The following is a 24,314-nucleotide window of genomic DNA, read 5'->3' as shown; positions in this document are numbered from 1 at the left end:
GGGCGTTTTTACGGACTTTTTCACTGCTCACCTGATAAATTCTTATAAACCTTGTATAAGCCCTTTATCATCTAGAAATCCCTAAATTCCTAAATCCCTAAATCTCTCAATCTATAAATCTTGATAGAGGCTCTCTTCTCCCTCGGGGCGAGTTTTAAAGCGACGATGAGCCCAGAGATATTGTTCAGGCGCTTCCATAATCCAAGATTCAAACATCTGATTAATGCGAAGTGTATCCGCTTCTAAATCTTCGGTGGGGAAATGCTCTAACATTGGCAAAATACGGATATGATAGCGGCTGCCTTTACGAACAACATAATAAGGAAGTGCAGCGGCCTTTCCTAATCGGCAGAGCGTTGAAGTCGCAGTAATCGTAAGCGCATCCACTCCAAAAAAAGGGATAAAGACATGGTCTGTACTACCATAATTTTGATCAGGTGCGTACCAGATTAGATCGCCGGCACGCAGTAATTTGATCATACGTCGTGTTTCATCTCGAGTGATAGGCTCAAGCCCTGATTGCTCAAAACGCCCTTGATATTGCACATACTCATAATATTCATTTTCATGTTGGCGATACATGCCACGCACTTTCGTTTGAAACGAGATCGCGCGACCGCCGAGTTCAAGCGGCGTCATATGCAGGGTTAAGAGCAGCGCGCCTTTACCACTTGCTTCAAAGGCTTTAAGATTCTCTAATCCTTCATAAACAAGATGTTTTTCCAGCTGTTTACGTGGCATATACCACGCAATAATCACTTCAAAAATCGCCATTCCCATCGAGAGAAAGTTCGCTTTAATTAGTTTTTTTTGCGCTTTTTGATCGAGTTCTGGGAAGCAGAGCTCAATATTACGTCTGATAATTTTGCGGCGACTGCCGGCCACATAGTAGGAGCAAAATCCGACGATCTTTCCTAAAAATAGTAGGAAAGGTAAGGGGAGGTGCGCTACGATTTTGGCGAGAAATATTCCAAAAGCGAGCAACTTATGGTCAGAGGCTTTTGGCGCGGTTCTTGTCTGCATACTCGTTTATTAACTCTATATAAATTGCACTGATTATATCATTTTTTTACGTTGTCGGGGATTGTTGATCATTGTATGAATTTTAAACTACTTAGAGGCAATATCACGGGAATATCACCGCTGTTTTTCACTATGTTGAATTCATAGAATGGAAGCACCTATCGGTGAAGGTCACAAACGAATGCGTTATCTTTCTAGGTGCAATTGATATTTAATGGGATTTTATTGGCAATATGCGTTAAAATCAGCCTTTCAAATCCTTGTGAAAATGATAAAACATGAATAGTCGATTTCATGATCATAACTTCCATATAGCGCAATTTTGATTCAGACAATTTCATTATGATAGAAGGTCTTTTTATGCAATTACAGAAACGATGGGCACAATGGTTACTGCTTTGTGTTACGGTATTGGCACTTGTAGGATGTGGTTTTCATCTGCGAGGGAATGTACAATTTCCGGAGGCGTATCAGAAAGCCTTTATCGAAAGTAATGAACCTGCTTATTCACTCGATAGCGTGGCCTTCTATATTCAAAGAGCGCTTCGTTCACAAGTCACATTTGTGGACAATGTTAAAGAGGCGGATATGATCATCAATGTCCAAGAAACCTATGATTCTCGGATTGTCTCGAGTAATACCACAGGGATCTACCGAACCTATACTAACGAACTATTTGCCACAATCTATATAAGTGATCGCAGTGGCCAATTGATTTTTAGACCAGAACAATTCTCAAAATCAGAGAGCTTCACCCTTGATGAGCGGGAACCTTTAGCGAAAACAACCGCCGAGGAAGCGATTAAACGGGAGCTTGCGATTGAGTTGAGCCAAGATTTTATCCGTCGTCTTGGTGTACAGATGCGGAGTCGTTAATTGGAATGAAATCTAAAATGGAATCGGGAGTTGAATTTAAAATGAGATTTATCTAACTGCTCAGTCGTAATGATCATTATGCAGCTATGGGAATGGATGTATGATGTTATCACTGGGCAAGTCAGATAGAGCGATTATTCAGTAGAAGGCTATTTAGCCAAAGCATATTCAGTCAAGATTGTTTAATAATAAAGAACAACAAAGAAAGAGGGAATTATTGTGAGTAACGGAGCGTTAACCACTATTAAAGATGTACAGGCGTATGAAGATGAACGAAATGTAGAGATTTCTCAAGTAGGTATTAGCGGGTTACGTCTTCCGCTTGAGTTTGCCAATGGTGGGAAGAGTCAACATACGGTGATGGAAGCGGCTTTTACGGTGACGCTACAAAAAGAACGTAAAGGCACGCATATGTCACGTTTTATCGAAGTATGGGATATGCAGCCTAAACCGTTTTCACTTGAAGGTGTCGGCATTCTATTGCAAGATCTTAAAACTAAGCTTGATGCACCTCAGGCTCAGGCTTCACTACAGTTCCCCCTCTTTTTTGAAAGAGAAGCGCCTGTTTCAAAAGCGAAGAGCTTAATGGATTTTGAATGTGGCATTGATGTAGAACTCTGTGAGGATGAGGCGGATTCAAGTTACACGCTTCATCTGATGGCGCCGGTTACAAGTCTTTGCCCTTGTTCAAAAGAGATCTCTGAATTTAGTGCCCATTCACAGCGTTCTCACTTAACGATCACTTTAGAATTTAAAGATTTTACCAGCTTTGCTGCTTTAGAGATCGACCAGTTATTGAAAACGATGGAATCAGTCGGTTCCTCAAAACTCTATCCGCTCTTGAAGCGTCCGGATGAGAAATATGTCACGGAACATGCTTACAAAAATCCACAATTTGTAGAGGATTTAGTGCGGGATTTAGTGGTTCTACTGCGTGAACGAACTGATTTATTAGCATTTTCAGTTCAGTCGGAAAATTTTGAATCGATTCATAATCATCAAGCCTATGCGAAAGTAAATTATATCTTTTAGGATAATCAGATAGAGTCGTTCAAATAGAGTCATTCAGATCGAGTCATTCAGATCGAGTCATTCAGATCGAGTCATTAATACCATTCACTCGGTAATAGCGCGGTTTAACAAAAAGCCTCAATGAATTTCCAGAGAGAAATGATCATTGAGGCTTACTTTTTGTTAAGATAGTACAATATTACATATTAGCAATGTTTCACGTGTGTCATTTAGGGCACCGATCTATTGAGGAGATATAGATGATAGAATCCGATCGCCTAATTGCGAGCGATCAACCTTTTGAAGAAGAGAAGGTGATCGATCGTGCGATTCGTCCTCGGCAACTCGCCGATTATACCGGGCAATTACCGATTCGCCGGCAACTTAATATCTATATTCAAGCGGCAAGGCAGCGACAAGAAGCGCTCGACCATGTTTTACTCTTTGGTCCACCAGGATTAGGTAAAACAACACTCGCGCATATTATTGCTTATGAAATGGGCGTGGGGTTGAAGCAGACTTCAGGACCGATCTTGGAAAAGGCCGGGGATTTAGCCGCGATTCTGACGAGTCTTGAAGAGAATGATATTCTCTTTATTGATGAGATTCATCGGCTCAATCCTGCGGTAGAAGAGGTGCTCTATCCTGCGATGGAGGATTATCAACTTGATATTATGATCGGAGAAGGGCCTGCCGCGCGCTCAGTGAAGATCGATCTTCCCCCTTTTACACTGATAGGTGCCACTACAAGAGCCGGATTATTATCCTCTCCACTTCGAGATCGTTTTGGAATTGTCTCGCGTTTGATGTTCTATACCCACGAAGAGCTCACGAAGATCGTTAAACGTTCGGCGAGTTTGATGAATGCCCCGATTACTGAGGAAGGCGCATTTGAGATTGGTCGGCGTTCTCGAGGTACGCCGCGAATTGCGAACCGATTACTGCGCCGAGTGCGAGATGTAGCACAGGTAGAAGCCGATGGGGATATTACCATTGAGATTGCACAGCGAGCATTGACGATGCTTGATATCGATAATGCCGGTTTAGATGAACATGACCGCAATTTCCTACGTTTAATCGTGGATAAATTTGATGGCGGACCGGTCGGTATTGATACTTTAGCAGCCGCAATAGGGGAAGAGAAAGGGACGCTTGAAGATATGATTGAGCCTTTCTTAATACAAGAAGGATTTATTATGCGCACACCGAGAGGGCGCGTGGCGACTAATCATTGCCGGCGCTATTTTGGTTTGACTATTGATAGTGACCTTGAAACAGAAATAGAGGTTACAGCGGATACTCTATCGCCGAAAGAGTAGCGTTGTGTTAATAGATTTTGTATGAGTAAGTTTGTAGCCGTATTGTGAGAATGAGATGACCAACGATTTTTATCAACAAGTAGCCGATGCGCTCTATGAAACAGATCCTGCATTAAAATGCAGTAAAGTGCGAAGTTTACATGAGGCTTTGCAAACAGGTGAGATTGCGCCTTATCGTGATCATGATATTGCCGAGATTTTACCCGCAGGACGACCGGAAGCCCCTCGTTTAGTGCATCCAAGCGATGTGCCTCGCCGAGGTCTAGGGAGTAAAGAGGGGATTTTGGCACTCGTACATGCCATTTGCCATATTGAATTTAATGCCATTAATTTAGGGCTAGATGCTGCTTATCGCTTTCGTAATATGCCGTTACAATTTTATAAAGATTGGATTTCGGTGGCGAATGATGAAGCGAAACATTTTGGATTACTAGCGGGATATCTAGAACGGGCAGGCAGCTATTATGGCGCTTTTGAAGCCCATAGCGGTCTATGGGATTCTGCAGAGAGAACAGCTCACGACCCTTTAATTCGTATGGCGCTTGTACCAAGAGTATTAGAAGCTCGCGGGCTTGATGTTACGCCGGGTATTATCAATAAGCTTAAACAGGCGAAAGAAGAAGAGGTCGTGGCGATGCTTCATATTATTCTAGAAGAAGAGGAGGGGCATGTATTAGTAGGGAATCATTGGTATCGTTATCTCTGCAATGCTCGCAATTTACCCCCGAAAGAGACTTTTTTTGCACTGCTTGATGAGTATGGGCAAACATTGAAGCCGCCCTTTAATATCGAGGCAAGATTACGCTCAGGCTTTACCCAAGAAGAGATTGATTTCTTAGTAGATTCTATTGATTTGAAGTAGTTTTGCAGATCATCATTGCGTAATCACAAAGATAATCACAAAGGTAATCACAAAATATAAGCATCAAGTATAGTAATATCGGCTTAAAATGAGCGCTATTTAAATGCCGGCGCATCAGCTGATTGAGGTAAGGAAGCTGTTCTACCCGGCATCTTGCAAGTGTTGGTGAGTCAGGTTTGATGTTCTTTTAAAATCCCACGATAGCTGTTTAAAAACCATTTTTCTTAAACCAAATTTACTATAAAACCCTAGATTAAACTTACCAATAATCAGCGACAAAAGGTCGTTGTGGCTTAACCCTTAATATCGAGAAGGAATCGGATGAAACAGATTGATGAATTAGATCAGCAAACTCATGATCAAACGTACTATATCGCAAATCATGAAAACGTGAAGTCGAAGTTACTGGCACTGAAATCATCGGTATTGATCGGCATTTCCGGTGTTATTTTGACAGAGGAAGAGCGGGAATGGCTACAACATCCGCTAGTTGGTGGCGTGATTCTTTTTAGTCGTAATTATCGGGATATTGAGCAACTAAAGGCGTTGACAGCAAGTATTAAGGCGATTAATCCCCAATTACTGATTTCTGTCGATCATGAAGGCGGGCGCGTTCAGCGTTTTCGAGAAGGCTTTACGGCTTTAGCGCCGATGCGAGCGTTAGGGGATCATTATGACAACACACCAGAAGAGGCATTAACGCTTGCTTTTAATACCGGTTATACCATTGCAAGAGAGTTACAATCGGTGGGGGTTGATTTTAGTTATGCACCGGTGTGTGATCTTGATTATGGCGTCAATCCTGCCATTGGAGATCGTGCTTTTCATCGAGATGGGAAAGTCGTTGCAAAGCTTGTTTCAGCACTTTATGAGGGGCTAAAAGCGGGAGGCTCTATTGGTGTTGCGAAGCATTTCCCGGGACATGGATTTGTCAATGTGGATACTCATTTAGCAATAGCCCGCGATGATCGATCGTTAGCAGAATTAGAAGAGAGCGATTTATTACCTTTTAAAACGCTCATTCAGGCAGGAATTGAAGGCTTGATGCCTGCGCATATTATCTTCTCTTGCTTAGATGCTGAACATACAGTGATTACTTCTCAGCAATGGCTTAACTTTCTTCGTAATCAGCTCGGGTTTCGCGGTGCCATTATTAGTGATGATCTTGATATGGGCGGTGCAAATCACTTAGGAAGTGTGGAAGAGAAAGTAACAGCCTGTTTTGATGCCGGTATTAATATTGTACTACTCTGTAATGACATGGTAGCGATTCGCTCATTATTAAAAATAGATTGAGTGATGAAATATTAGAGTGCAATAGAGCACTGAAAAAGCAATGAAAAAAGTAAACTGAGAGAAACTCTGCGAGACCGTAAAACATGAATGTTATAATATTTATGTCATAATTTTTGAATGTCTTAATGTCTTAATGTCTTAATGTATAAATTATAATTATAATTATAATTTTAATTTTAATTGTAGTGATTGTAGTTAATAATAAGCATTATTCAAATGCCGGCGCACCGGTTGTAATAAGTAAGGAAGCCGTTCTATCCGGCATCTTGCAAGTGTTGGCAAGTCAGGTTTTATCTATTTTTGAACCCCCTTTTTCTTAAATCGAATTTACTATAAAGCATATATTTAATTTTCAGTATGATAGTAATGTCGGTTCAAAATAAGTATTATTTAAATGCCGGCGCATCGGTTGTAATAAGTAAGGAAGCCTTTCTATCCGGCATCTTGCAAGCGTTGTTTAAAATCATTTTTCTTAAACCAAATTTACTATAATAATTCGATCTCTTTATTTGGTGTTATTTTATTTAAAAATAATATTTACTTAAAATTATTAATATAATATGTTATTTTAACAATACATTTGATGGATACTCGTAACAATGTATGGAGGTTAAAATGAGTTTTATTGAGATGATTAAAGAGAAAATTGCAGAATTGATGGGCAAAGCAAAAGCGGAGCATCATCATACCCATGATCACAAAACCGAATCTAAAGCAGAAGATGCAGCCGCTAAAGCGGAGGAGTCTAAAACAGAAGCCGTTAAAACAGAGGCATCTGGTGCTGAAGAAGTAAAAGCAGAGACGACGCAAGAGGAAAGCGACGATTCAAAAAAGCCAACTGAGACAGATGAGGATACGACAGAAAAATCTGCTGATGATACCGAAGGGAACAGCGAAGCTTCAGATGAAGAGCCTAAATCGTAAATCATAATATTCAAGAGAGAAGAGGTTAAGAGAGAAAAGCAGGGCAACTATTTTCGTTCTTGAATCGTGATCTTTTTCGTTATCCTCAAATCGATTAAAGTTACCCACAATTTCTGTGGATAAGTTTCAGGATAAGATGATCATAGCTCGGGGATAATGTTGGTATGATTGTATCATGCTGATTTTAAATGATATTTTCGAGATGTGATGACCATAAAAAACCGCTCATTAATTGAGCGGTTTTCTGTTTTTCATCTATATCATTTGAGCTTAAATGACCGTTAAGCGCTGACAATAGATCCATTGACTAGAATCTATTGACTCGGATCTATTGATTAACGAACCTATTGATCTTTAGCTGAGCGCTGTAACTTACGGCGATCTGCTTCAGTTAAATAACGCTTACGAAGACGGATAGATTTTGGTGTAACTTCTACTAACTCATCGTCATCAATAAACTCAATAGCACGCTCAAGTGTTAACTTAATCGGCGTTGAAAGTGTTAATGCTTCATCGGTACCTGCCGCACGAATATTGGTTAGCTGTTTTGCCCGAAGCGCATTCACAACTAAGTCATTGTCGCGACTATGAATACCGATAATTTGACCTTCATAGATCTCATCACCATGGCTTGTAAAGAGGCGACCACGTTCTTGAAGGTTAAAGAGCGCATAGGCTAATGCTTTACCTTGACCATTTGAGATTAATACGCCATTTTGACGTTGGCCTACGGTACCTTTTTTGATAGGACCATAATGATCAAAGTTATGGAACATTAAACCTGTACCATTGGTAAGAGTCATAAACTCTGTTTGGAAACCGATCAAACCTCGTGAAGGAATGATATAGTCGATACGAATACGACCTTTACCATCTGGCACCATATCTTGCAATTCTGCAAAACGGGTTCCCATTTGCGCCATAATATCACCTTGGTGACGCTCTTCGATATCGAACGTTAGTGTTTCGTAAGGTTCAAGTTTCTCACCGTTCTCTTCACGAATAATGACTTGAGGACGACCGACCGCCATCTCATAGCCTTCACGACGCATATTTTCAATTAAGACTGAAAGGTGAAGTTCCCCACGACCTGATACTTTAAAGACATCGGCACTATCTGTCGGCTCAACACGAAGGGCAACGTTATGAAGTAGTTCCTCTTCAAGACGCTCTTTGATTTGACGTGAAGTGACAAATTTACCCTCTTTACCTGCAAATGGAGAAGTATTTACCTGCAACATCATAGAAACGGTGGGTTCATCCACTGTTAATGGTGGTAAAGCTTCTACGTTTTGTGGATCACAGATCGTATCTGAAATAAAGAGTGGATCTAAACCTGTAAAGCTGATGATATCGCCAGCTTGTGCTGATTCAAATTCGATTTTATTAAGGCCGTGGAAGCCAAGGATTTGTTGAATTTTACCAGAACGTTTATTGCCTTCACGATCGATCGCAACCACGTTCATATTTTTATGTACTTTACCGCGCTTGATACGACCAATACCGATCACACCTACATAAGAGTTGTAGTCCAATGAGGAGACTTGTAGTTGGAATGGCGCATCGACTTCAACATTAGGTGCAGGAACGTGATCTACAATCGCTTGGAATAGTGGCTCAAAGTCACCACTACGAACATCATCCGTTAAACCGGCAAAGCCATTGAGACCTGAAGCGTAAACTACAGGGAAGTCAAGTTGTTCATCTGTTGCGCCGAGTTTATCGAAGAGCTCAAATGTTTGATCTAAAACCCAATCAGGACGAGCGCCAGGACGGTCAATTTTATTGATCACTACGATCGGTTTAAAGCCCATTGCAAACGCTTTTTGTGTGACGAAACGCGTTTGAGGCATAGGACCTTCAACAGAGTCAACGAGTAATAATACAGAGTCAACCATAGAGAGAACCCGTTCAACCTCGCCACCAAAGTCCGCATGTCCCGGCGTATCTACGATATTGATACGGTAATCTTTCCAATTAATCGCAGTATTTTTAGAAAGAATGGTGATACCACGCTCTTTTTCGAGCTGATTCGAGTCCATGACTCGCTCTGCCACTTCTTCTCGTGCATCAAATGTGCCTGAACTTTTGAGCAATTGGTCAACGAGCGTTGTTTTACCATGGTCAACGTGGGCAATAATGGCGATGTTTCTTAATTTTTCTATCATTTTCTCTTCTTTAGTCATTTTCAGTGCCTAATGGCAATCTAGAAGGGCTGCATCAGGCGTGTTGCATTAAGGTTGTCTGTTTTCTAGGCAGATATTATAGCTTATTTTTTTCGTTTTTTTTGAGTTAATTTACTTTAAGGTATTGAGAATGGATAGGCTTAAAAGGATAGTAAATACAATGAATTACAAAAAAGTAGTGATAAATCTTCATTTGTAAAATAAATAGACTTCTTTCGATGATTGACAATATTTGAAATTATGCGTAATTTGCGAGAAGGTCGACAGTTAAAAATCTCAAGGTTTTAGCTCTCTAAAGCGCATTCGGATTCCTCATTAAATAAAACGTCTTACTATAAAAGCATGATTGATGCATGGTGAGTGAAAAATAACAGAGGTTATGTAACAGAGGTTATGAATCAATATTAGGTTATGAAGCGTCAGTCAGCGGTTAACCAGAAATATCAATGAGTGATCACTAGCTTATCCTATAAAGGCTGTTATATTAATGGTATTCGATAGAGACGCTAGATTTGGTAGAGACTTTAGATATAGAGATACTAAATGTAGAGGTACTAAATAGCTGTCCTATTTTTTATTATTGAATAGATTTATTAATAGATTATTTACAAGAAAGTATTCACAAAGAGGAACTTCATGTCACAACAACCATCCACAGACTTCAAACGTCTTGATTTGCTGCCCCCTTATGTTTTTAGCGTGATTGATCAGTTAAAAGCAGAGGCCGCCGCCAATGGTCAAGATGTCATTGATTTTGGTATGGGTAACCCAGACCAGCCAACACCGCAACATATTGTCAATGCCTTAGTGGATGCCGCCCAAGCCGGAGAGAATCATCGTTATTCAGCCTCAAAAGGGATTGTGCCAGTGCGTAAAGCGATCTGTGATTGGTATCAGCGGAAATTTGCTGTGACACTTGATCCTGAAACAGAAGCGATTTATACCATTGGTTCTAAAGAGGGATTAGCGGATTTAACGTTAGCTGTACTCGATAAAGGCGATGTTGTCCTTGTACCAGATCCTGCGTACCCCATTCATACTTACGGGCCGATTATTGCAGGGGCGACAGTGATTCAGGTGCCGGCCGGTCCTGAAGATGATTTTGAAGCAAATCTACAAGCTGCAATTGAAAATTCACCGGTTAAACCGAAGATGATGATTCTCAATTATCCATCGAATCCCACTTCTGAATGTGTTGATATCGCCTTTTTTGAGCGTATTGTTGCACTTGCGAAAAAGCATAATATCTGGATCGTGCATGATTTAGCGTATGCTGACCTCTCTTTTGATGGTTATCGCGCACCCTCCATTTTAGAAGTGGAAGGGGCTAAAGAGATTGCTGTTGAAGCTTATACACTCTCTAAAAGCTATAATATGGCCGGCTGGCGCGTTGGTTTTATGGTGGGAAATGCAACATTAATTGCGGCGCTTACGAAGATGAAATCCTATCTGGATTATGGCTCATTTGCACCAATTCAATATGCCGCTTCCGTTGCTTTAACAGGGCCTCAAGATTGTGTTGAAGAGATTCGTCTACGTTATCAAACCCGTCGTGATCAACTCTGTGAAGGCTTAGCCTCGATTGGTTGGGATGTAAAGAAACCGAAAGCATCGATGTTCTTATGGGCAAAAATTCCTGAAGCATATCAAGCGTTAGGTTCGATGAAATTTGCTGAGAAACTCATTAAAGAGGCTTCTGTAGCCGTATCGCCCGGTATCGGCTTCGGTGAGGGTGGTGAGGGTTATGTGCGTTTTGGGTTGATTGTTGATTCAGAGCGGACGGAGAAGGCGATTGAAAACCTAAGAGCATTATTTGTGAAAGATGGGTTACTCTAGCGGTGATTTTTACCCTAAGGCTTATCAAATTAAGCGTAAGAAAATAGCAGAAATAACGGCATTAGGTTGATTGAAATTGCGGTAAATCAATAGGTTAAGAATGTAGTATGTTATAATTAAAAGCCATTTAATCATGATGATAAATGGCTTTTAATTTGCTTTAATTTATTTAAAACCTGACGAATAGAGAAACTTTTCCATATAGACAATAGCTTGTAGTTTTTTTGTTATAAGATCTGGCGAATCGTCGAGAAATGGGGCAAAAAGACGGTAGATATCGGCGTTTATATCGGTTAAAATAGAACTGTTTTTCAATTTATGTAGGAGTGTTGTAGTATGACTAAAGTACTTGATGTAGTAAAACCAGGCGTTCTCTCTGGAGATGATGTACAAAAAGTGTTCGCGATTGCAAAAGAGAATAACTTTGCGATTCCTGCGATCAATGTTGTCAATACTGAATCTATTAATGGGGTATTAGAAGCAGCTGCGAAAGCAAAATCACCTGTGATTATTCAGTTTTCTAACGGTGGTGCGCAGTTTTATGCCGGTAAAGGTTTAAAATTAGCAGACTACAATGGCCAAGGTGCGGCTGTATTAGGGGCTGTTGCCGGTGCTAAACATGTACACGCTATGGCGGAAGCTTATGGTGTTCCTGTGATTTTACATACAGACCATGCTGCACGTAAATTACTTCCTTGGATTGATGGTTTATTAGATGCGGGTGAAAAATTCTACGCAGAAACAGGTAAACCGCTCTTTTCATCTCATATGATTGATCTTTCTGAAGATACTTTAGAAGATAATATCGCAACTTGTGCAAAATATCTTGAGCGCCTTGCGAAAATGGGGATGACACTTGAAATCGAGTTAGGCATCACCGGCGGTGAAGAAGATGGCGTTGATAATTCATCAGTAGATAATGCGCTTCTCTACACTCAACCTGAAGATGTTGCTTATGCTTATGAAGAATTGAGCAAGGTGAGCCCACGATTCACTATTGCGGCTTCTTTCGGTAACGTGCATGGTGTTTATAAACCAGGAAATGTTGAGCTGAAACCCATCATTCTTGATAACTCACAAAAATATGTGGCGGAGAAATTCAATTTAGGTGAAAAACCATTGAACTTCGTATTCCATGGTGGTTCAGGTTCAGATTTGAAAGATATTCGTGATGCGATTAGTTATGGCGTGATCAAGATGAATATTGACACCGATACACAATGGGCAACTTGGGAAGGCGTATTGAACTACTACAAAGAGAATGAAGGTTATCTTCAATCTCAATTGGGTAATCCAAAAGATCCATTTGGTCCAAATAAAGCTTACTACGATCCACGCGCTTGGCTTCGTAAAGGTCAAGAGAGCCTTGTGAAACGTGTATTAGTCGCGTATGAAGATTTGAATGGTATGAATCGTAACTAATAATTACTTATTACAATTCAATTGATTGTATAACCGTTGTTAGCGGTCAATGATCAATGAGAAAGCCTAAGTATTTTAAATACTTGGGCTTTTTTAATGCCTTAGATTTAAGTGTAAAAAAAGCTCCAACTACCGACGACGGGATCAATCTTCTGAGTTATTTATAGTGAAATCGGTTCAAAATAAACTTATTAAAATGCCGGCGCATCAGTTGTAAGAAGTGCGAAAGCTGTTCTATCCGGCATCTTGCAAGTGTTGTTTAAAATCATTTTTCTTAAACCAAATTTACTATAAATAGAGGCTTACTCACGGCGGGAGGGAATGGTTGCAAATCCAGACAGAGCGAGCGCCCGCAGGTGAGAAGCTTAAAGCTTTTCGATCGACTGGAATATCGGAGGATTGATAGATGCCTCAACTGCCGGCGCGGGATTATTGGAAGAACGGGATTATTCGCCCCGGCGATGGGATGACTATTCTTATTTTTAATAAATAGAAATCTACAAAAAAGGGCTACCCGTGGTAACCCTTTCTATCATTATGATGAATTGTCACTAATCTTCTACTAAGTGATTAATAGCCATCATGATCATGAGGTCTGATTTTACCGCCAAAGATCTTATGAACATAGAATGTATAGATCAAGATCAGGGGTAAAACAATCGCAACACCCCAAAGGGTGAATTCGAGTGATTTAGGGGCTGAACTTGCTTCCCAAATAGTGAGTTTTCCAAGAATAATATCTGGGAAAATACTATAACCAAAGCCGATGAAGGTACAGAGTACGATCAAGACTGAGAAGAGGTAAGGGACCCAATCATACTTGTAAGTGGTATCTGATTCGATAAATTTTGTCACCATAAAGATGATGAAAGCAAAGATCACACAAGCCGCAGGAATAGGCATGAGATAGAGTAGGTGCGGATAAGAGAACCATTTCTCATAGACAATCGGGCTTGTATACGGCATACCGACAGAAACGAGGATAATTGCCAAGAATGCGAGGAAGATGGAGTGACGAATAGCTTTTGCTGCAAAAAGACGAATATGTCCTTCTGCCTTAAAAATAAGCCACGCTGAGCCTAATAACGCATAACCAAAGCAGACAGCAACGCCCACGCAGAGTGCGAAGATCCAGTTAGCGACAGTATGTTCAAGGCCTGTAGCATAAATCCCGATCATCACCCCTTGAGACATTGTGGCAAGGTAAGAGCCGAAGCAGAAGAGTCGATCCCAAAGGATTTTACGATGCTCTTGCGCGGTATTACGGAAGTCAAAAGCCGCCCCGCGAATAATCAGTCCACCGAGCATTAAGACCGTTGGAATATAGAGTGTCACAAGAATATCCCCATAGGCTTTCGGGAAGGCGATAAAGATGACTCCAATTCCTAACACAATCCAAGTCTCATTGGCATCCCAGAAAGGATCAACCGTTGCGACCATTTGATCTCGATCTTCTCGCTTACGCATAAACGGGAAGAGAATCCCAACGCCGAGATCGTAACCATCGAAGATAATATAGAAGAAAACAGCTGCCGCCATCAGGCCGGCAAATATTACGGGTAAAATTGTAGCAGCATCCATGATTTACGCTCCTTGTTGTTCTGCAGCAATATTGCGCTTAACAGTCTTATTAATCATGTAGAAGAGAACTGATAAGTAGCTGACGAGGACAAATAGATAAATTAAAGAATAGATCAGTAACGATGGAATCATGACTGAAACGCCATGGGGGGCAACGGCATCCGCTGTCTTGATGAGGTCGTAGACAATCCAAGGTTGACGCCCAATTTCAGTAGTGTACCAGCCAAAGATAACCGCAACCCAGCCTGAGAATGTCATCATAAAAAAGACACGAATCATCTTCCGGCCAATCTCTTTCCGGCGCATTAACTGCACAGCACCGATCCAAGAAGTGAGGAGCATTAATAAACCAATACCCACCATGATTCTAAAGCTCCAGAAGACGATCGCAACCGGCGGATGCTCTTTAAATTCATTCAATCCGAGAACTTGGCCATCCCAACTATGGGTTAAGATTAAGCTTCCTAAATGAGGGATAGACAGGGCAAAGTCATTACTGCGCGTCTCTTCATTGGGGAAAGCAATTACATTAAATGCCATAGGTGCTTCGGTATCCCAAATGGCTTCAATGGCCGCTAACTTATCCGGCTGATGTTTTAAGACTAAAAGCCCTGATTGGTCGCCAATAAAGATTTGAATAGGGATTAAGATAGCCGCCACAATTACACCCACATTCAGTGCTTTACGGCTTGCTTCTGAAGGGTCGCCTTTCATAATCTTATAGGCAGAGATCCCTGCCACTAAGAATGCAGCGGTTAAGCCTGAAGCGAGTAACATATGGGCAAGGCGTGTTAAGAATGAAGGGGTAAAGATCGCATCCCACCAGCTCGTCACGTGTGCAACACCATCAATCATCTCGTAGCCTGCGGGAGTTTGCATCCAAGAGTTGAGTGCAATAATCCAAAAAGCAGACAAAGTGGTTCCGACCGCCACTAAGAAAGTCGCGAGGTTGTGAATAAAAGGAGAAACACGTTTCTGCCCAAAGAGCATCACCCCAAGGAATGTTGCTTCTAGGAAGAATGCAGTGAGTACTTCATAGCCTAATAATGGACCTGCAATATTGCCCACGTGTTCCATAAATCCAGGCCAGTTAGTCCCAAATTGGAAGCTCATAGTGACGCCGGTGACAACGCCGATAGCAAAGCTTAGAGCAAAGATTTTAACCCAGAAGTTGTAAGCATTGAGCCATTGCTGATTGTTGGTCTTCTCATAACGCAGTTTAAAGAAGAGCAATATCCAGGCAAGTGCAATATTGATACTAGGGAAGATAATGTGAAACGTAATGTTAATGGCGAACTGTATTCGCGCGAGTACTATAGGATCGAGTTCCATATAAAGCCCTCTTGGAAATTACAAAATAATAAGTAGGGCTATTATAGAGCATTTTATTGATAAATCTAAATATAGAAAAATATAAATTGTTTTAAATTTACAAAAAGGTAAATAGTTGTTCTACAATTTGATTTTATGAGTATTTTAAAGAGACATTTCCAATATTTTGGAAGATCAAAATTGATTGAGAACAATATGAAAATAAGATGAAAATAGGGTGAAAAATCGGATCATTTGATTGCTAGAATTAGCGTTCAAAGGGTTTCATGGTATGAGTTAGAAATAATCTGACAATCGGTGTATGATTAACGCTTCTTTATTTTTCATTATTTATTCATCAGTATCAGTAGATCATCGCCGGCGGGCGAAAAAGGGATGAGCAGTTATTATGGCACAAGAGTGGATTTATGGATTTCACGCAGTAGAAGCGGCAATTAGAGAAGATCGAGTGATTCGAGTGATGCTTGATCCAAGCCGTAAAGATAAGCGAATGCAGGAATTTTATCTTTTAGCAGAACAATTCCATATTAAAGTAGAGCGTGTTGATAGTGCGACACTTGACCAACAGATGCCTGATAGCCGTCATCAAGGCGTGCTTGCGCTGATTGAAGTCCGTGCGCCGGAGGGGGAAGAATTCCTCTATAAATTGCTCGATGAGATTGATCAAGCAGGGGAGCATCCTTTTCTCTTGATCTTAGATGAAGTCCAAGATCCCCATAATGTGGGGGCTTGTCTACGCAGTGCCGAAGCCTTTGGTGTAGATGCGGTGATTGTACCGAAAGATAATGCCTGTTCTTTAACGCCGATTGTGCGTAAAGTATCGAGTGGTAGCTCTGAACGTGTGCCTTTTATTGAAGTGACGAATCTTTCTCGAATGTTAGAGAAGATCAAAGCGCGCGGTATTTGGGTTTCAGGGCTTGCCGGCGGCGGGGATACGACCATTTTTACTGCGGATTTTCGGGGGCCGTTAGCGATTGTGATGGGCTCAGAAGGATCGGGAATGCGTCGTTTGACGGAGAAGAATTGTGATTTTATCGTGAAGATCCCGATGGAAGGGGAGATCGAAAGCCTTAATGTTTCAGTGGCAACGGGCGTCACATTAGCCGAGGCTTATCGTCAACGTCATTTGGGTAAATAGCCTCAATCGGATATTCGCTCAAGGAATCAAGCGATTAATTGGGTCAGTAATGAGCAGAGATAAAAAAGGATAGATTTTCAATGAATCTATCCTTTTGCTTTTCTTGAGATAACTTTTGTCATTAATCCGGCACGCGACGTTGATACTGTTCTGCTTCACTATGGGCTTGATCATCTTTGCGACGCATATCGTTAGGGCGTAAAAAGGTATAAGCCACAAATCCGGTAAACCAGAGCAGAAAGCCGAAAGGAACACAGATCGTCACAAGATAGATGCCGATTTTTTGTGAACCAAAGATTAATACCGGAATCCCGATCAATGTTCCGATCAGTGAGATAATCATTCCAGCGTAAAACATAAATTTATTGAGGGCTAACATCGTACAGAACCTTTTAGCGAGTGAATTATTTTAGTGGAAAGACTTCAAAAAGAAGTGTTTCACACATTGATTGTCTAAATATATCATAAATTATCAAGAGCTAATATAGCGAATCCGTAGTGCATCTATTCTCGAAAATGGTCAAGCGGTAGTTAAGAGGCAGTTAATAACCTCGTTGTGGATTGATAGCATTGTGAGGTAATTCGCCGGCGATCACTCTGGTAATATTCTCTAATACTTGCGTTGTAGCGGTATCAGGGTTAGTTGAGGCAGCAACGTGGGGCGTAATAATCAGCTCGGAAGAATGCCAAAAAGGATGATTTTCCGGCAAGGGTTCTGTAGAGAAGACATCAAGAAGCGCACCGGAGAGTTGCCCCTGATCGATGGCTGAGAGGAGATCGGTTTCAATAAGATGATCCCCGCGCGCAGGATTAATGAGGTAAGCCCCTTGTTTGAGTTGGGCAAAGAGTGACTGATTTAAAATTCCTTGTGTTTCTGGCGTTAAGGGCAATAGACAGATCAGAAGATCCAGCTCAGAGGCGAACTGATCTAGTGTGGATTCGCCGGCGAAGCTCTTGAGAAAATCGATCGATTTTTCACTTCTCGCCCAGCCTCTTAGCGCTGTGAAACCATTTTGATAGAGTCTTTTAGCGACCGATAATCCCAGTTCCCCCAAGCCTAAAATCCCAATTTGAAACTCTGAATGACGATGACGGGGAAGCGGTTGCCAAAAGGATTCTTGTTGCTGTTTTTGATAACGTTGAAATTGCCGGAAAGCGGTGAGTGTGCCATATAAGCAATACTCTTCCATTTGGGTAATCATATCTTGATCGATAATGCGCGCAATAGGAATTTCTGACGGCAAATCAGGGCACGCAAAGAGATGGTCAACGCCCATTCCTAAGGATTGAATGAGTTTAAGATGGGTTAGACGTGGAAAGATTCCCCGAGGCGGTTTCCAAGCAAGCACCACATCAATGCCGGCAAAATCAAATTGCTCGATATCGGTAATATCTTGATAATTAATTAAATTCAGTGTTATCTCGGTATTGAGATTATTATTGAGATTATTATTGAGATGGCGCTTCGTAAACATCGCCTGCCAACGATCAAATCCTCGACCATTTTCGGTAAGATAGAGAATATTTAACGCATTGTTAGTGGCTTGTTCCATAAGTAGTTCCTTGCCTGATCTTCAATTTTGGGGCTTGATCATTATGATTGATGGTGATCATCTGTGGTGATTATTGATGATTATGCCTTTAGTGTATCTAAAGTTGCAATGATAAAGAAGAGTCCTAGGGAGCGAGCCGTAGAGGATCAGTAGTAGAACAGAATAAGCAGTGAGCGAGTGTCGAGATTCTATGATAGGAAGAGCGATCAAGCTTGCTTGAGGGCTTAACCCCGAGTTTTCGTGAATTGTGTTACAATATTGCGCAATAAATATTAATGGTACATTGTCTTATAAGTAAGACCGGCTCAAAATACGGCATTATTTCAATGCCGGCGCATCGGCTGATCGAGGCAAGGAAGCTGTTCTATCCGGCATCTTGCAAGTATGGGTGAGTCAGGTTTTATATTCTTTTAAAATCCCACACTAGCTACTTAAAACTATTTTTTAAACCCAATTTACTATGAATTGCATTGTAGATCAGAAGGATCACTCATAATGACGAACGACAAATTAGCAACAGAATCAACTGCTAAGCCTAAAGAATATTACCACGAGCAATATGGTTTAACGCTACCTCATAGCGATGTTGTGAGTTTAGTGGAGCAGTACCAGATTGCGCCGTGTAAAACCTTAGATCTAGGCTGTGGACAAGGGCGAAATAGCCTCTATCTTGCAGAGCGTGGGTTTGAGCTCACTTCGGTCGATCTTAATCAGATGTCGATCGATGGTTTAATTGAGATCGCCGCGAAAGAGGGGCTTCGTAATATTCAAGCGCAGGCATACGATATTAATCAAGCGGCCATTAGCGAGCGGTATGATCTGATTATCTCTACAGTTGTCTTAATGTTTGTGCAGCAAGATCGTATTGAAGCGATTATTGAGAATATGCAAGCGCAGACCAATGTGGGCGGTTATAACCTCATTGTGTCGGCAATGTCGACAGCGGCGTATCCTTTTGATGGATTTCCTTGCACCTTTGCTGAAGGACAATTATCAGGGCTCTATCAAGATTGGAAGATGCTGCATTATGATGAAAATGTCGGAGAACTTCATCGGTTAGATGCTGATGGCAACCGAATGAAACTACAATTTGCGACTATTTTGGCACAAAAAGTAGCGTAAAGGATCTATTGGATAGCGCAATAATTCAAAAGGGAATATGAATGGCGATTAGCGATGCGGATAAAGCCCTGTTCCGGGCAACAATTGGGCGGGTAAAGCGGGTAACAAATCCTAGGGAAAAAGTGCAACACCCAAGACCTAAGCGCCCGATTATTATCCATAAACCCTTGCGAGAAGAGATGATACTACAGGATCTGATGAGCGATGATCCCACTTGGATTGAGACCGATATAGATACCGAGATGCGTTTTCGCCGAGATGGGGTATCGCCTAGGATTTTACGTAAGTTGGTGCAAGGGGATTTTTCGCCGGAAGCGAGTATTGATCTACACGGATTAACGGCAAGCCAAGCGCGAGACGCGTTGCAGGAGTTTCTCTATTTTGCGCTCAAACAGAATCTTTTCTGTATCAAGATTGTCCACGGACAAGGGCATTCTTCGCAGGGCGATCCTATTATTCGAGGGTTAATTGCGCGTTGGTTACCGTTACAGGCGGATATTTTAGCTTTTGCCAATCCGCCGCAGCGATATGGCGGACGAGGTGTCACGCTCTGTGTTCTTAAATCACAAGATCCTTTTGGAAAGTTTGATTAATGAGTAACTAATCTAGAGTAAGATCGGTTCAAAAGAAGCTTAAATAAGGCTAATTTAAATGCCAGCGCATCAGTTAATCGAGGTAAATAAGCCATTCTATCGTCATCTTGCAAGTGTTGGTGAGTACGCTTTGATATTTTTAAAATCCCGTAATAGCTGTTTAAAACCATTTTTCTTAAATTAAATTGACCATATAATATCAACCTGAATATCAATATAAATAATATACGGATTATTGCTATAATAAAATATCGATTCCCAATCAATGCGCTACTTCAATAAGCGCCTTTCAAGAAAGAGGTCGTTCATCTATGTCGTTCGATACTACGCACGCTTATCAGGTTTTAGATCCGCAAACAGTGCCGATTACCGGCAATATGATGATTGAAGCTTCAGCAGGAACAGGGAAAACGTATACCATTACGCTCTTAGTACTACGTCTGTTATTGGGGTTAAATCAAGGTGATCAGGCTTCTCTCACATCTGCCGGCAGTGATCTTGTTGTAGTAGATGAGAATGAAAAAGCGCTCAATAGTGCGCGTAAGTTGCCGGAGATATTGATTGTGACCTTTACGAATGCGGCGACGGCGGAGTTGAAAGAGCGGATCTATAGCAAGATTGTGGAGTTAAAAGAGAGCTTTTTTCTCTATACTGATATTTTAATGCAGAAAGAGTCTATCGATATACTGCCAGATCCTGCGTTATTACCGCTTATTGAGGCTTTTATCGCAATGCGTGAAGAGCAGGGTCTTACGCCAGTCGAAGCTATTGGTAAGGCGATTGCGCTCTTAACGGATGCTGAAGGGGCGATTGATCAGGCTTCTATCTTTACCATTCACGCTTTCTCTCATCGCTTACTGAAAGAGAATGCGCTCGACCTTGGGCAATCATTCCATTTTGAACTATCGCAAGATCTCTCTGTGCTCTATCGGGAAGCGGTTTACCATTTTTGGCGGGAAGAGTGCTATCCTCTTGATCTTCGATTATCACAAATAGTGCAACATCTCTATGGCGTACCGATTGATCGTTCGACGTATGGATCGACAAACTTGTTAGGTTTAATTCGGCCATTGATTGAAGATCCCTCATTGATTGAGAATGATCATTTTGAGCAAACCTCGTTAAAAGCACTCTTAAGCGACAAGTTGGGATTGATTGATGATATCAAGGCGCGTTGTTTAGCCTTTACAGAAGCCGATTTTCGGAATCTGATTGATGAAGTGGGCTTGAAGAAGGCCTCTTACAAGACGAATCTTGTTGAGAAATATCATAAAGAGATGCAGACTTGGGCGAAGAGCGATGCGCAAGGGGGCTTTAGTAGCCTTGAGAAATTTACTCTTGAGTATATGGAGAGTCGGCTGCAGCCGGAGGGGGATCTTCGGCGGATGAAGCCGGAGCATTGGGATCTCTTTGAGGATCTTGCTAAGCTCGATCAAGATCGACCTAAATTACTACACTATGCCGCTTATAAGGTTGTTCGTATTATTCAACAACTGAAGCAAGCCGAGTCGGTGCTCGGTTTTAGCGATCTCTTAACGGAGCTTAATGAGCAGACTAAGTCGCTCTCAACACAATTTATTGAATCGCTGCATCTGCGATATCGGGTGGTCTTAATTGATGAATTTCAGGATACCGATCATCTGCAACTCGATACCTTTCGCCGGCTCTTTTTCGATTATCCTGAGATCCCTTTTGTAATGATTGGCGATCCAAAACAGTCGATTTATGGCTTTCGGGGCGCGGATATTAATGCGTATTTGAGCATTAAAGGGGATGTGGATCAGATCTATACCCTCAATACCAATTATCGCTCGGGAACCTTGCAGGTTGATGCGGTGAATCAGCTCTTTGGTCGGCGTGCAGAAATCAATCCGCCTTTTATCTATGAGCAGATTCCTTTTATTACCATTGGTACGCCGGAAAAGGCGAAGCAGACAATGTTGACCGGCGTGACGCTTGATCCTGCCGGTATGACACTGCTCGATTATCAAGCGCCAGCATTTGAGTTAAAAATAGATAAGAAGACTAAAAAGGAGCAGCTCTCTCAAGGAACATTCCAAACCCGTATTGCCGAAGTGTGTGCCAAAATGGTAGTACAACTGCTCAATGAGGGGCGATTAGTCACAAACGAAGGAGAGAACGCAGTTGCGCCGGAAGATATTACAATCCTAGTGCGCAGTAATCGTGAGGCGGATTATATTCAGCGGGCTTTTCGTAAAGCGGGCTTAAATAGTGTCTATCTCTCTGAGCGAAACTCTGTTTTTGATCCTGAAGAGAGTATTGTCGGCGATCTCTATCTCTTTTTACGAAGCTTAGTCTTCCGCCACGAGCGAGGAGCATTACTGCAATCCTTGGGCTCGGTGCTCTATGGTTTCTCAGTGACTGAATATGAGGAGATTAAGCGAGATTCAGCGCAATTTGAAGCGCTACTTGTGGAGCGTAATCGCTTAAATGAAATATGGGATCGAAGTGGTGTATTGGCGATGATTCGTAGTTTCATTGTGAAGGATAATCGTTTAGGGCGCTTATTAGCTTTGGAAAATGGTGAGCGATTAGCGAGCGACCTCTTTCATCTTGGGGAATTGCTGCAGAAAGAGTCCTTTAACAGTAAAGAGGCACTATTACTGTGGCTCTATGAAAAGATGTATGGCATTAGCCCGAATAGCGAGGCGGAGCTTCGTTTAGAGAGTGATTTTAAAACGATTCAGATTATGACGATTCATAAATCTAAAGGGTTAGAGTTTCCAATCGTATTTTTACCGTTTGGCAGTTTTAAATCCCGGGAGCAGAAATCGGGGGTGATTGTCGATTCAGCGGCTCAAGATCCAACGCAAAAACGGCGCTATATCTTTGAAGGAACGGCAGAAGAGGAAGAGCTACAATATTTCCAACAAGAAGCCTTAGCAGAAGATCTACGGCTACTCTACGTGGCATTAACAAGAGCAAAATTCCATACCTTTATTGGCTTTAGCCAACAATTAGCGGATAAAGCGCTAGAGAATAGTCCATTAGCCTATCTGATGAATATTACCGGCGATGCACAAGATTTTTATGCCAATTTCAATGAGGCATTGACCTATTTACCGGTCGCTTACGAAGATCTTAACGCGCCGCTTCATTATAGTGCTGTTGAAGAACAACCTGAATCGCAAATCCCTGCACAATTTACCCGGAAATTGGGGCCCTTGTGGCGCTTTACGAGCTTCTCAAATCTCTCTTATCAACTGAAGTGGAACCATTTTACGCCGATGTTAGCCGATGAGAAAGAGATTGAGACAGAGGCGGAAAAGGAGGGATTCGAACCGTCGGTATCAGAAAGAGTGGAGGAAGCAAATGATGGAGCATTAACAGATATTTCCCTCATTTCCGAAACACCTATAGCTGAAAGCCTGTTCCCTAAAGGAGCCGTGACAGGGAACTTTATTCATCATCTTTTAGAGCGATTTGCGCCGGAAGAGTTAGAGAATCCCCAATTATTAGAGCGACAAGTGGCGCGTCATTTTGCCCATTTAGTGCCGGAAGAGCGTTTGCCGGCATTGGTAGTTGAATTACAACATTGGCTACAACATATTTTTGATGCAAGTTTGCCAATCGAGAGCAATCTACGGCAGATCTTATCAGGTTCTCGTAATGTGAAAGAGCTTGAATTTATGTTTCCTATTCGCACCTTATTAACTGCCCAAAAACTCAATGCTATTTTAAATCGTTATATCCCAAGAACAGAGGCAGAATCCCTCTCTTTTGAGGAGATGCGGGGCTTCTTACGTGGGTTTATCGATCTCTTTTTTGAGGTAGATGGCCGTTACTATGTGGCGGATTATAAGAGTAATACCTTAGCGCCGACAAAGGCCGGATATGATGAAACGGCGATGTTACATTCCATTAAACACGCCCATTATGATCTGCAATATTTGATCTATACGGTGGCAATGGTGAAATTTCTGCAAAATCAACAGCCTGATTTTGATTATGATCGTGATTTTGGCGGCGTATTCTACTTTTATCTACGGGGAATGGAAGCCGGTGACACAACCGGTATCTACTATGTAAAACCCGATTATAGTGTGATTGCAGAGCTTTTAGCACTATTTGGTGAAGCGGCGTCAGAGGAAGTGGCGTAGATATGAAGTCGATATTGAGAAGCATCGATATTGCATTGGTGGTGAAGTCGGTTATTGAATTAAAGATCGGATCAAATGTTGAGAAGATCTTAAAATCAGAATTGAAGAGAGGGAAGTAA

At 41.6% G+C, this 24,314-nt stretch carries 18 protein-coding genes; 12 read left to right on the top strand and 6 right to left on the bottom strand.

Translation table 11 applies throughout. The annotated features are described in order from the left end of the window. Positions 1 to 111: 111 nt before the first annotated feature. Positions 112 to 1,023 carry an LpxL/LpxP family Kdo(2)-lipid IV(A) lauroyl/palmitoleoyl acyltransferase gene (gene lpxL / locus DC083_RS01010; RefSeq protein WP_109188430.1) on the bottom strand — a complete coding sequence of 304 codons (912 nt, stop codon included), beginning with the start codon at positions 1,021 to 1,023 and terminating at the stop codon, positions 112 to 114. 360 nt (positions 1,024 to 1,383) lie between these two features. Between lpxL and DC083_RS01005 the strand changes: the two genes are divergently transcribed. From DC083_RS01005 to DC083_RS00980, 6 genes are all read left to right on the top strand, one after another. Next, a complete protein-coding gene (locus tag DC083_RS01005) occupies positions 1,384 to 1,899 on the top strand; it encodes an LPS-assembly lipoprotein LptE (RefSeq protein WP_157954858.1) in 516 nt (171 codons plus the stop codon). Between the two features lie 219 nt (positions 1,900 to 2,118). Continuing rightward, complete coding sequence (gene folE2 / locus DC083_RS01000; protein ID WP_157954857.1) at positions 2,119 to 2,931, top strand: GTP cyclohydrolase FolE2; 813 nt, start codon at positions 2,119 to 2,121, stop codon at positions 2,929 to 2,931. 239 nt (positions 2,932 to 3,170) lie between these two features. Next, complete coding sequence (gene ruvB / locus DC083_RS00995; RefSeq protein ID WP_109188427.1) at positions 3,171 to 4,229, top strand: Holliday junction branch migration DNA helicase RuvB; 1,059 nt, start codon at positions 3,171 to 3,173, stop codon at positions 4,227 to 4,229. A gap of 55 nt (positions 4,230 to 4,284) precedes the next feature. Continuing rightward, a complete protein-coding gene (locus DC083_RS00990; RefSeq protein ID WP_109188426.1) occupies positions 4,285 to 5,091 on the top strand; it encodes a ferritin-like domain-containing protein in 807 nt (268 codons plus the stop codon). A gap of 321 nt (positions 5,092 to 5,412) precedes the next feature. Continuing rightward, positions 5,413 to 6,387, top strand: coding sequence for a beta-N-acetylhexosaminidase (gene nagZ / locus DC083_RS00985; RefSeq protein ID WP_109188425.1), 975 nt, complete (start codon positions 5,413 to 5,415; stop codon positions 6,385 to 6,387). 615 nt (positions 6,388 to 7,002) lie between these two features. Further along, positions 7,003 to 7,311 carry a hypothetical protein gene (locus tag DC083_RS00980; RefSeq protein ID WP_109188424.1) on the top strand — a complete coding sequence of 103 codons (309 nt, stop codon included), beginning with the start codon at positions 7,003 to 7,005 and terminating at the stop codon, positions 7,309 to 7,311. 344 nt (positions 7,312 to 7,655) lie between these two features. Here DC083_RS00980 and typA read toward each other — a convergent pair whose 3' ends face one another. Continuing rightward, positions 7,656 to 9,479: a translational GTPase TypA gene (gene typA / locus DC083_RS00975; RefSeq protein WP_109188735.1), complete on the bottom strand. Its 1,824-nt coding sequence runs from the start codon at positions 9,477 to 9,479 to the stop codon at positions 7,656 to 7,658. A 654-nt stretch (positions 9,480 to 10,133) separates the two neighbouring features. Between typA and DC083_RS00970 the strand changes: the two genes are divergently transcribed. Further along, complete coding sequence (locus DC083_RS00970; RefSeq protein WP_109188423.1) at positions 10,134 to 11,333, top strand: aminotransferase class I/II-fold pyridoxal phosphate-dependent enzyme; 1,200 nt, start codon at positions 10,134 to 10,136, stop codon at positions 11,331 to 11,333. A 336-nt stretch (positions 11,334 to 11,669) separates the two neighbouring features. Further along, entirely contained in the window at positions 11,670 to 12,755 is a 1,086-nt protein-coding gene (gene fbaA / locus DC083_RS00965; protein ID WP_109188422.1) for a class II fructose-bisphosphate aldolase, read from the top strand. Positions 12,756 to 13,325: 570 nt separating this feature from the next. Here the strand turns inward: fbaA and DC083_RS00960 are convergent. Beyond that, positions 13,326 to 14,336: a cytochrome d ubiquinol oxidase subunit II gene (locus DC083_RS00960; RefSeq protein WP_109188421.1), complete on the bottom strand. Its 1,011-nt coding sequence runs from the start codon at positions 14,334 to 14,336 to the stop codon at positions 13,326 to 13,328. Between the two features lie 3 nt (positions 14,337 to 14,339). Continuing rightward, entirely contained in the window at positions 14,340 to 15,668 is a 1,329-nt protein-coding gene (locus tag DC083_RS00955; protein WP_109188420.1) for a cytochrome ubiquinol oxidase subunit I, read from the bottom strand. Between the two features lie 388 nt (positions 15,669 to 16,056). On the opposite strand from DC083_RS00955, the gene rlmB reads away from it, so the two are divergent. Further along, a complete protein-coding gene (rlmB, locus tag DC083_RS00950; RefSeq protein ID WP_109188419.1) occupies positions 16,057 to 16,806 on the top strand; it encodes a 23S rRNA (guanosine(2251)-2'-O)-methyltransferase RlmB in 750 nt (249 codons plus the stop codon). Between the two features lie 121 nt (positions 16,807 to 16,927). Here rlmB and DC083_RS00945 read toward each other — a convergent pair whose 3' ends face one another. After that, complete coding sequence (locus tag DC083_RS00945) at positions 16,928 to 17,185, bottom strand: hypothetical protein (protein ID WP_026878611.1); 258 nt, start codon at positions 17,183 to 17,185, stop codon at positions 16,928 to 16,930. 163 nt (positions 17,186 to 17,348) lie between these two features. After that, positions 17,349 to 18,359: an NAD(P)-dependent oxidoreductase gene (locus tag DC083_RS00940; protein WP_109188418.1), complete on the bottom strand. Its 1,011-nt coding sequence runs from the start codon at positions 18,357 to 18,359 to the stop codon at positions 17,349 to 17,351. 495 nt (positions 18,360 to 18,854) lie between these two features. Here DC083_RS00940 and tehB point away from each other — a divergent pair, with 495 nt between their 5' ends. From tehB to recB, 3 genes are all read left to right on the top strand, one after another. Continuing rightward, entirely contained in the window at positions 18,855 to 19,481 is a 627-nt protein-coding gene (gene tehB, locus DC083_RS00935; RefSeq protein WP_026878609.1) for a tellurite resistance methyltransferase TehB, read from the top strand. A gap of 41 nt (positions 19,482 to 19,522) precedes the next feature. Then, on the top strand, positions 19,523 to 20,074 hold the full coding sequence (locus DC083_RS00930) for a Smr/MutS family protein (protein ID WP_109188417.1): 552 nt from the start codon (positions 19,523 to 19,525) through the stop codon (positions 20,072 to 20,074). 311 nt (positions 20,075 to 20,385) lie between these two features. After that, positions 20,386 to 24,195, top strand: coding sequence for an exodeoxyribonuclease V subunit beta (gene recB, locus DC083_RS00925; protein ID WP_109188416.1), 3,810 nt, complete (start codon positions 20,386 to 20,388; stop codon positions 24,193 to 24,195). Positions 24,196 to 24,314 lie beyond the last annotated feature (119 nt).

The sequence above is a fragment of the Ignatzschineria ureiclastica genome, from assembly GCF_003121845.1.
GTDB lineage: Bacteria > Pseudomonadota > Gammaproteobacteria > Cardiobacteriales > Wohlfahrtiimonadaceae > Ignatzschineria > Ignatzschineria ureiclastica.
This window is presented reverse-complemented; position numbering and strand designations above follow the sequence as displayed.

What these genes read in the sequence shown, in the direction of transcription:
- lpxL (WP_109188430.1), bottom strand. Translation starts at nt 1,023, where the DNA reads ATGCAGACAAGAACCGCGCCAAAAGCCTCTGACCATAAGTTGCTCGCT.
- DC083_RS01005 (WP_157954858.1), top strand. Translation starts at nt 1,384, where the DNA reads ATGCAATTACAGAAACGATGGGCACAATGGTTACTGCTTTGTGTTACG.
- ruvB (WP_109188427.1), top strand. Translation starts at nt 3,171, where the DNA reads ATGATAGAATCCGATCGCCTAATTGCGAGCGATCAACCTTTTGAAGAA.
- DC083_RS00990 (WP_109188426.1), top strand. Translation starts at nt 4,285, where the DNA reads ATGACCAACGATTTTTATCAACAAGTAGCCGATGCGCTCTATGAAACA.
- nagZ (WP_109188425.1), top strand. Translation starts at nt 5,413, where the DNA reads ATGAAACAGATTGATGAATTAGATCAGCAAACTCATGATCAAACGTAC.
- DC083_RS00980 (WP_109188424.1), top strand. Translation starts at nt 7,003, where the DNA reads ATGAGTTTTATTGAGATGATTAAAGAGAAAATTGCAGAATTGATGGGC.
- typA (WP_109188735.1), bottom strand. Translation starts at nt 9,479, where the DNA reads ATGATAGAAAAATTAAGAAACATCGCCATTATTGCCCACGTTGACCAT.
- DC083_RS00970 (WP_109188423.1), top strand. Translation starts at nt 10,134, where the DNA reads ATGTCACAACAACCATCCACAGACTTCAAACGTCTTGATTTGCTGCCC.
- fbaA (WP_109188422.1), top strand. Translation starts at nt 11,670, where the DNA reads ATGACTAAAGTACTTGATGTAGTAAAACCAGGCGTTCTCTCTGGAGAT.
- DC083_RS00960 (WP_109188421.1), bottom strand. Translation starts at nt 14,336, where the DNA reads ATGGATGCTGCTACAATTTTACCCGTAATATTTGCCGGCCTGATGGCG.
- DC083_RS00955 (WP_109188420.1), bottom strand. Translation starts at nt 15,668, where the DNA reads ATGGAACTCGATCCTATAGTACTCGCGCGAATACAGTTCGCCATTAAC.
- rlmB (WP_109188419.1), top strand. Translation starts at nt 16,057, where the DNA reads ATGGCACAAGAGTGGATTTATGGATTTCACGCAGTAGAAGCGGCAATT.
- DC083_RS00945 (WP_026878611.1), bottom strand. Translation starts at nt 17,185, where the DNA reads ATGTTAGCCCTCAATAAATTTATGTTTTACGCTGGAATGATTATCTCA.
- DC083_RS00940 (WP_109188418.1), bottom strand. Translation starts at nt 18,359, where the DNA reads ATGGAACAAGCCACTAACAATGCGTTAAATATTCTCTATCTTACCGAA.
- tehB (WP_026878609.1), top strand. Translation starts at nt 18,855, where the DNA reads ATGACGAACGACAAATTAGCAACAGAATCAACTGCTAAGCCTAAAGAA.
- DC083_RS00930 (WP_109188417.1), top strand. Translation starts at nt 19,523, where the DNA reads ATGGCGATTAGCGATGCGGATAAAGCCCTGTTCCGGGCAACAATTGGG.
- recB (WP_109188416.1), top strand. Translation starts at nt 20,386, where the DNA reads ATGTCGTTCGATACTACGCACGCTTATCAGGTTTTAGATCCGCAAACA.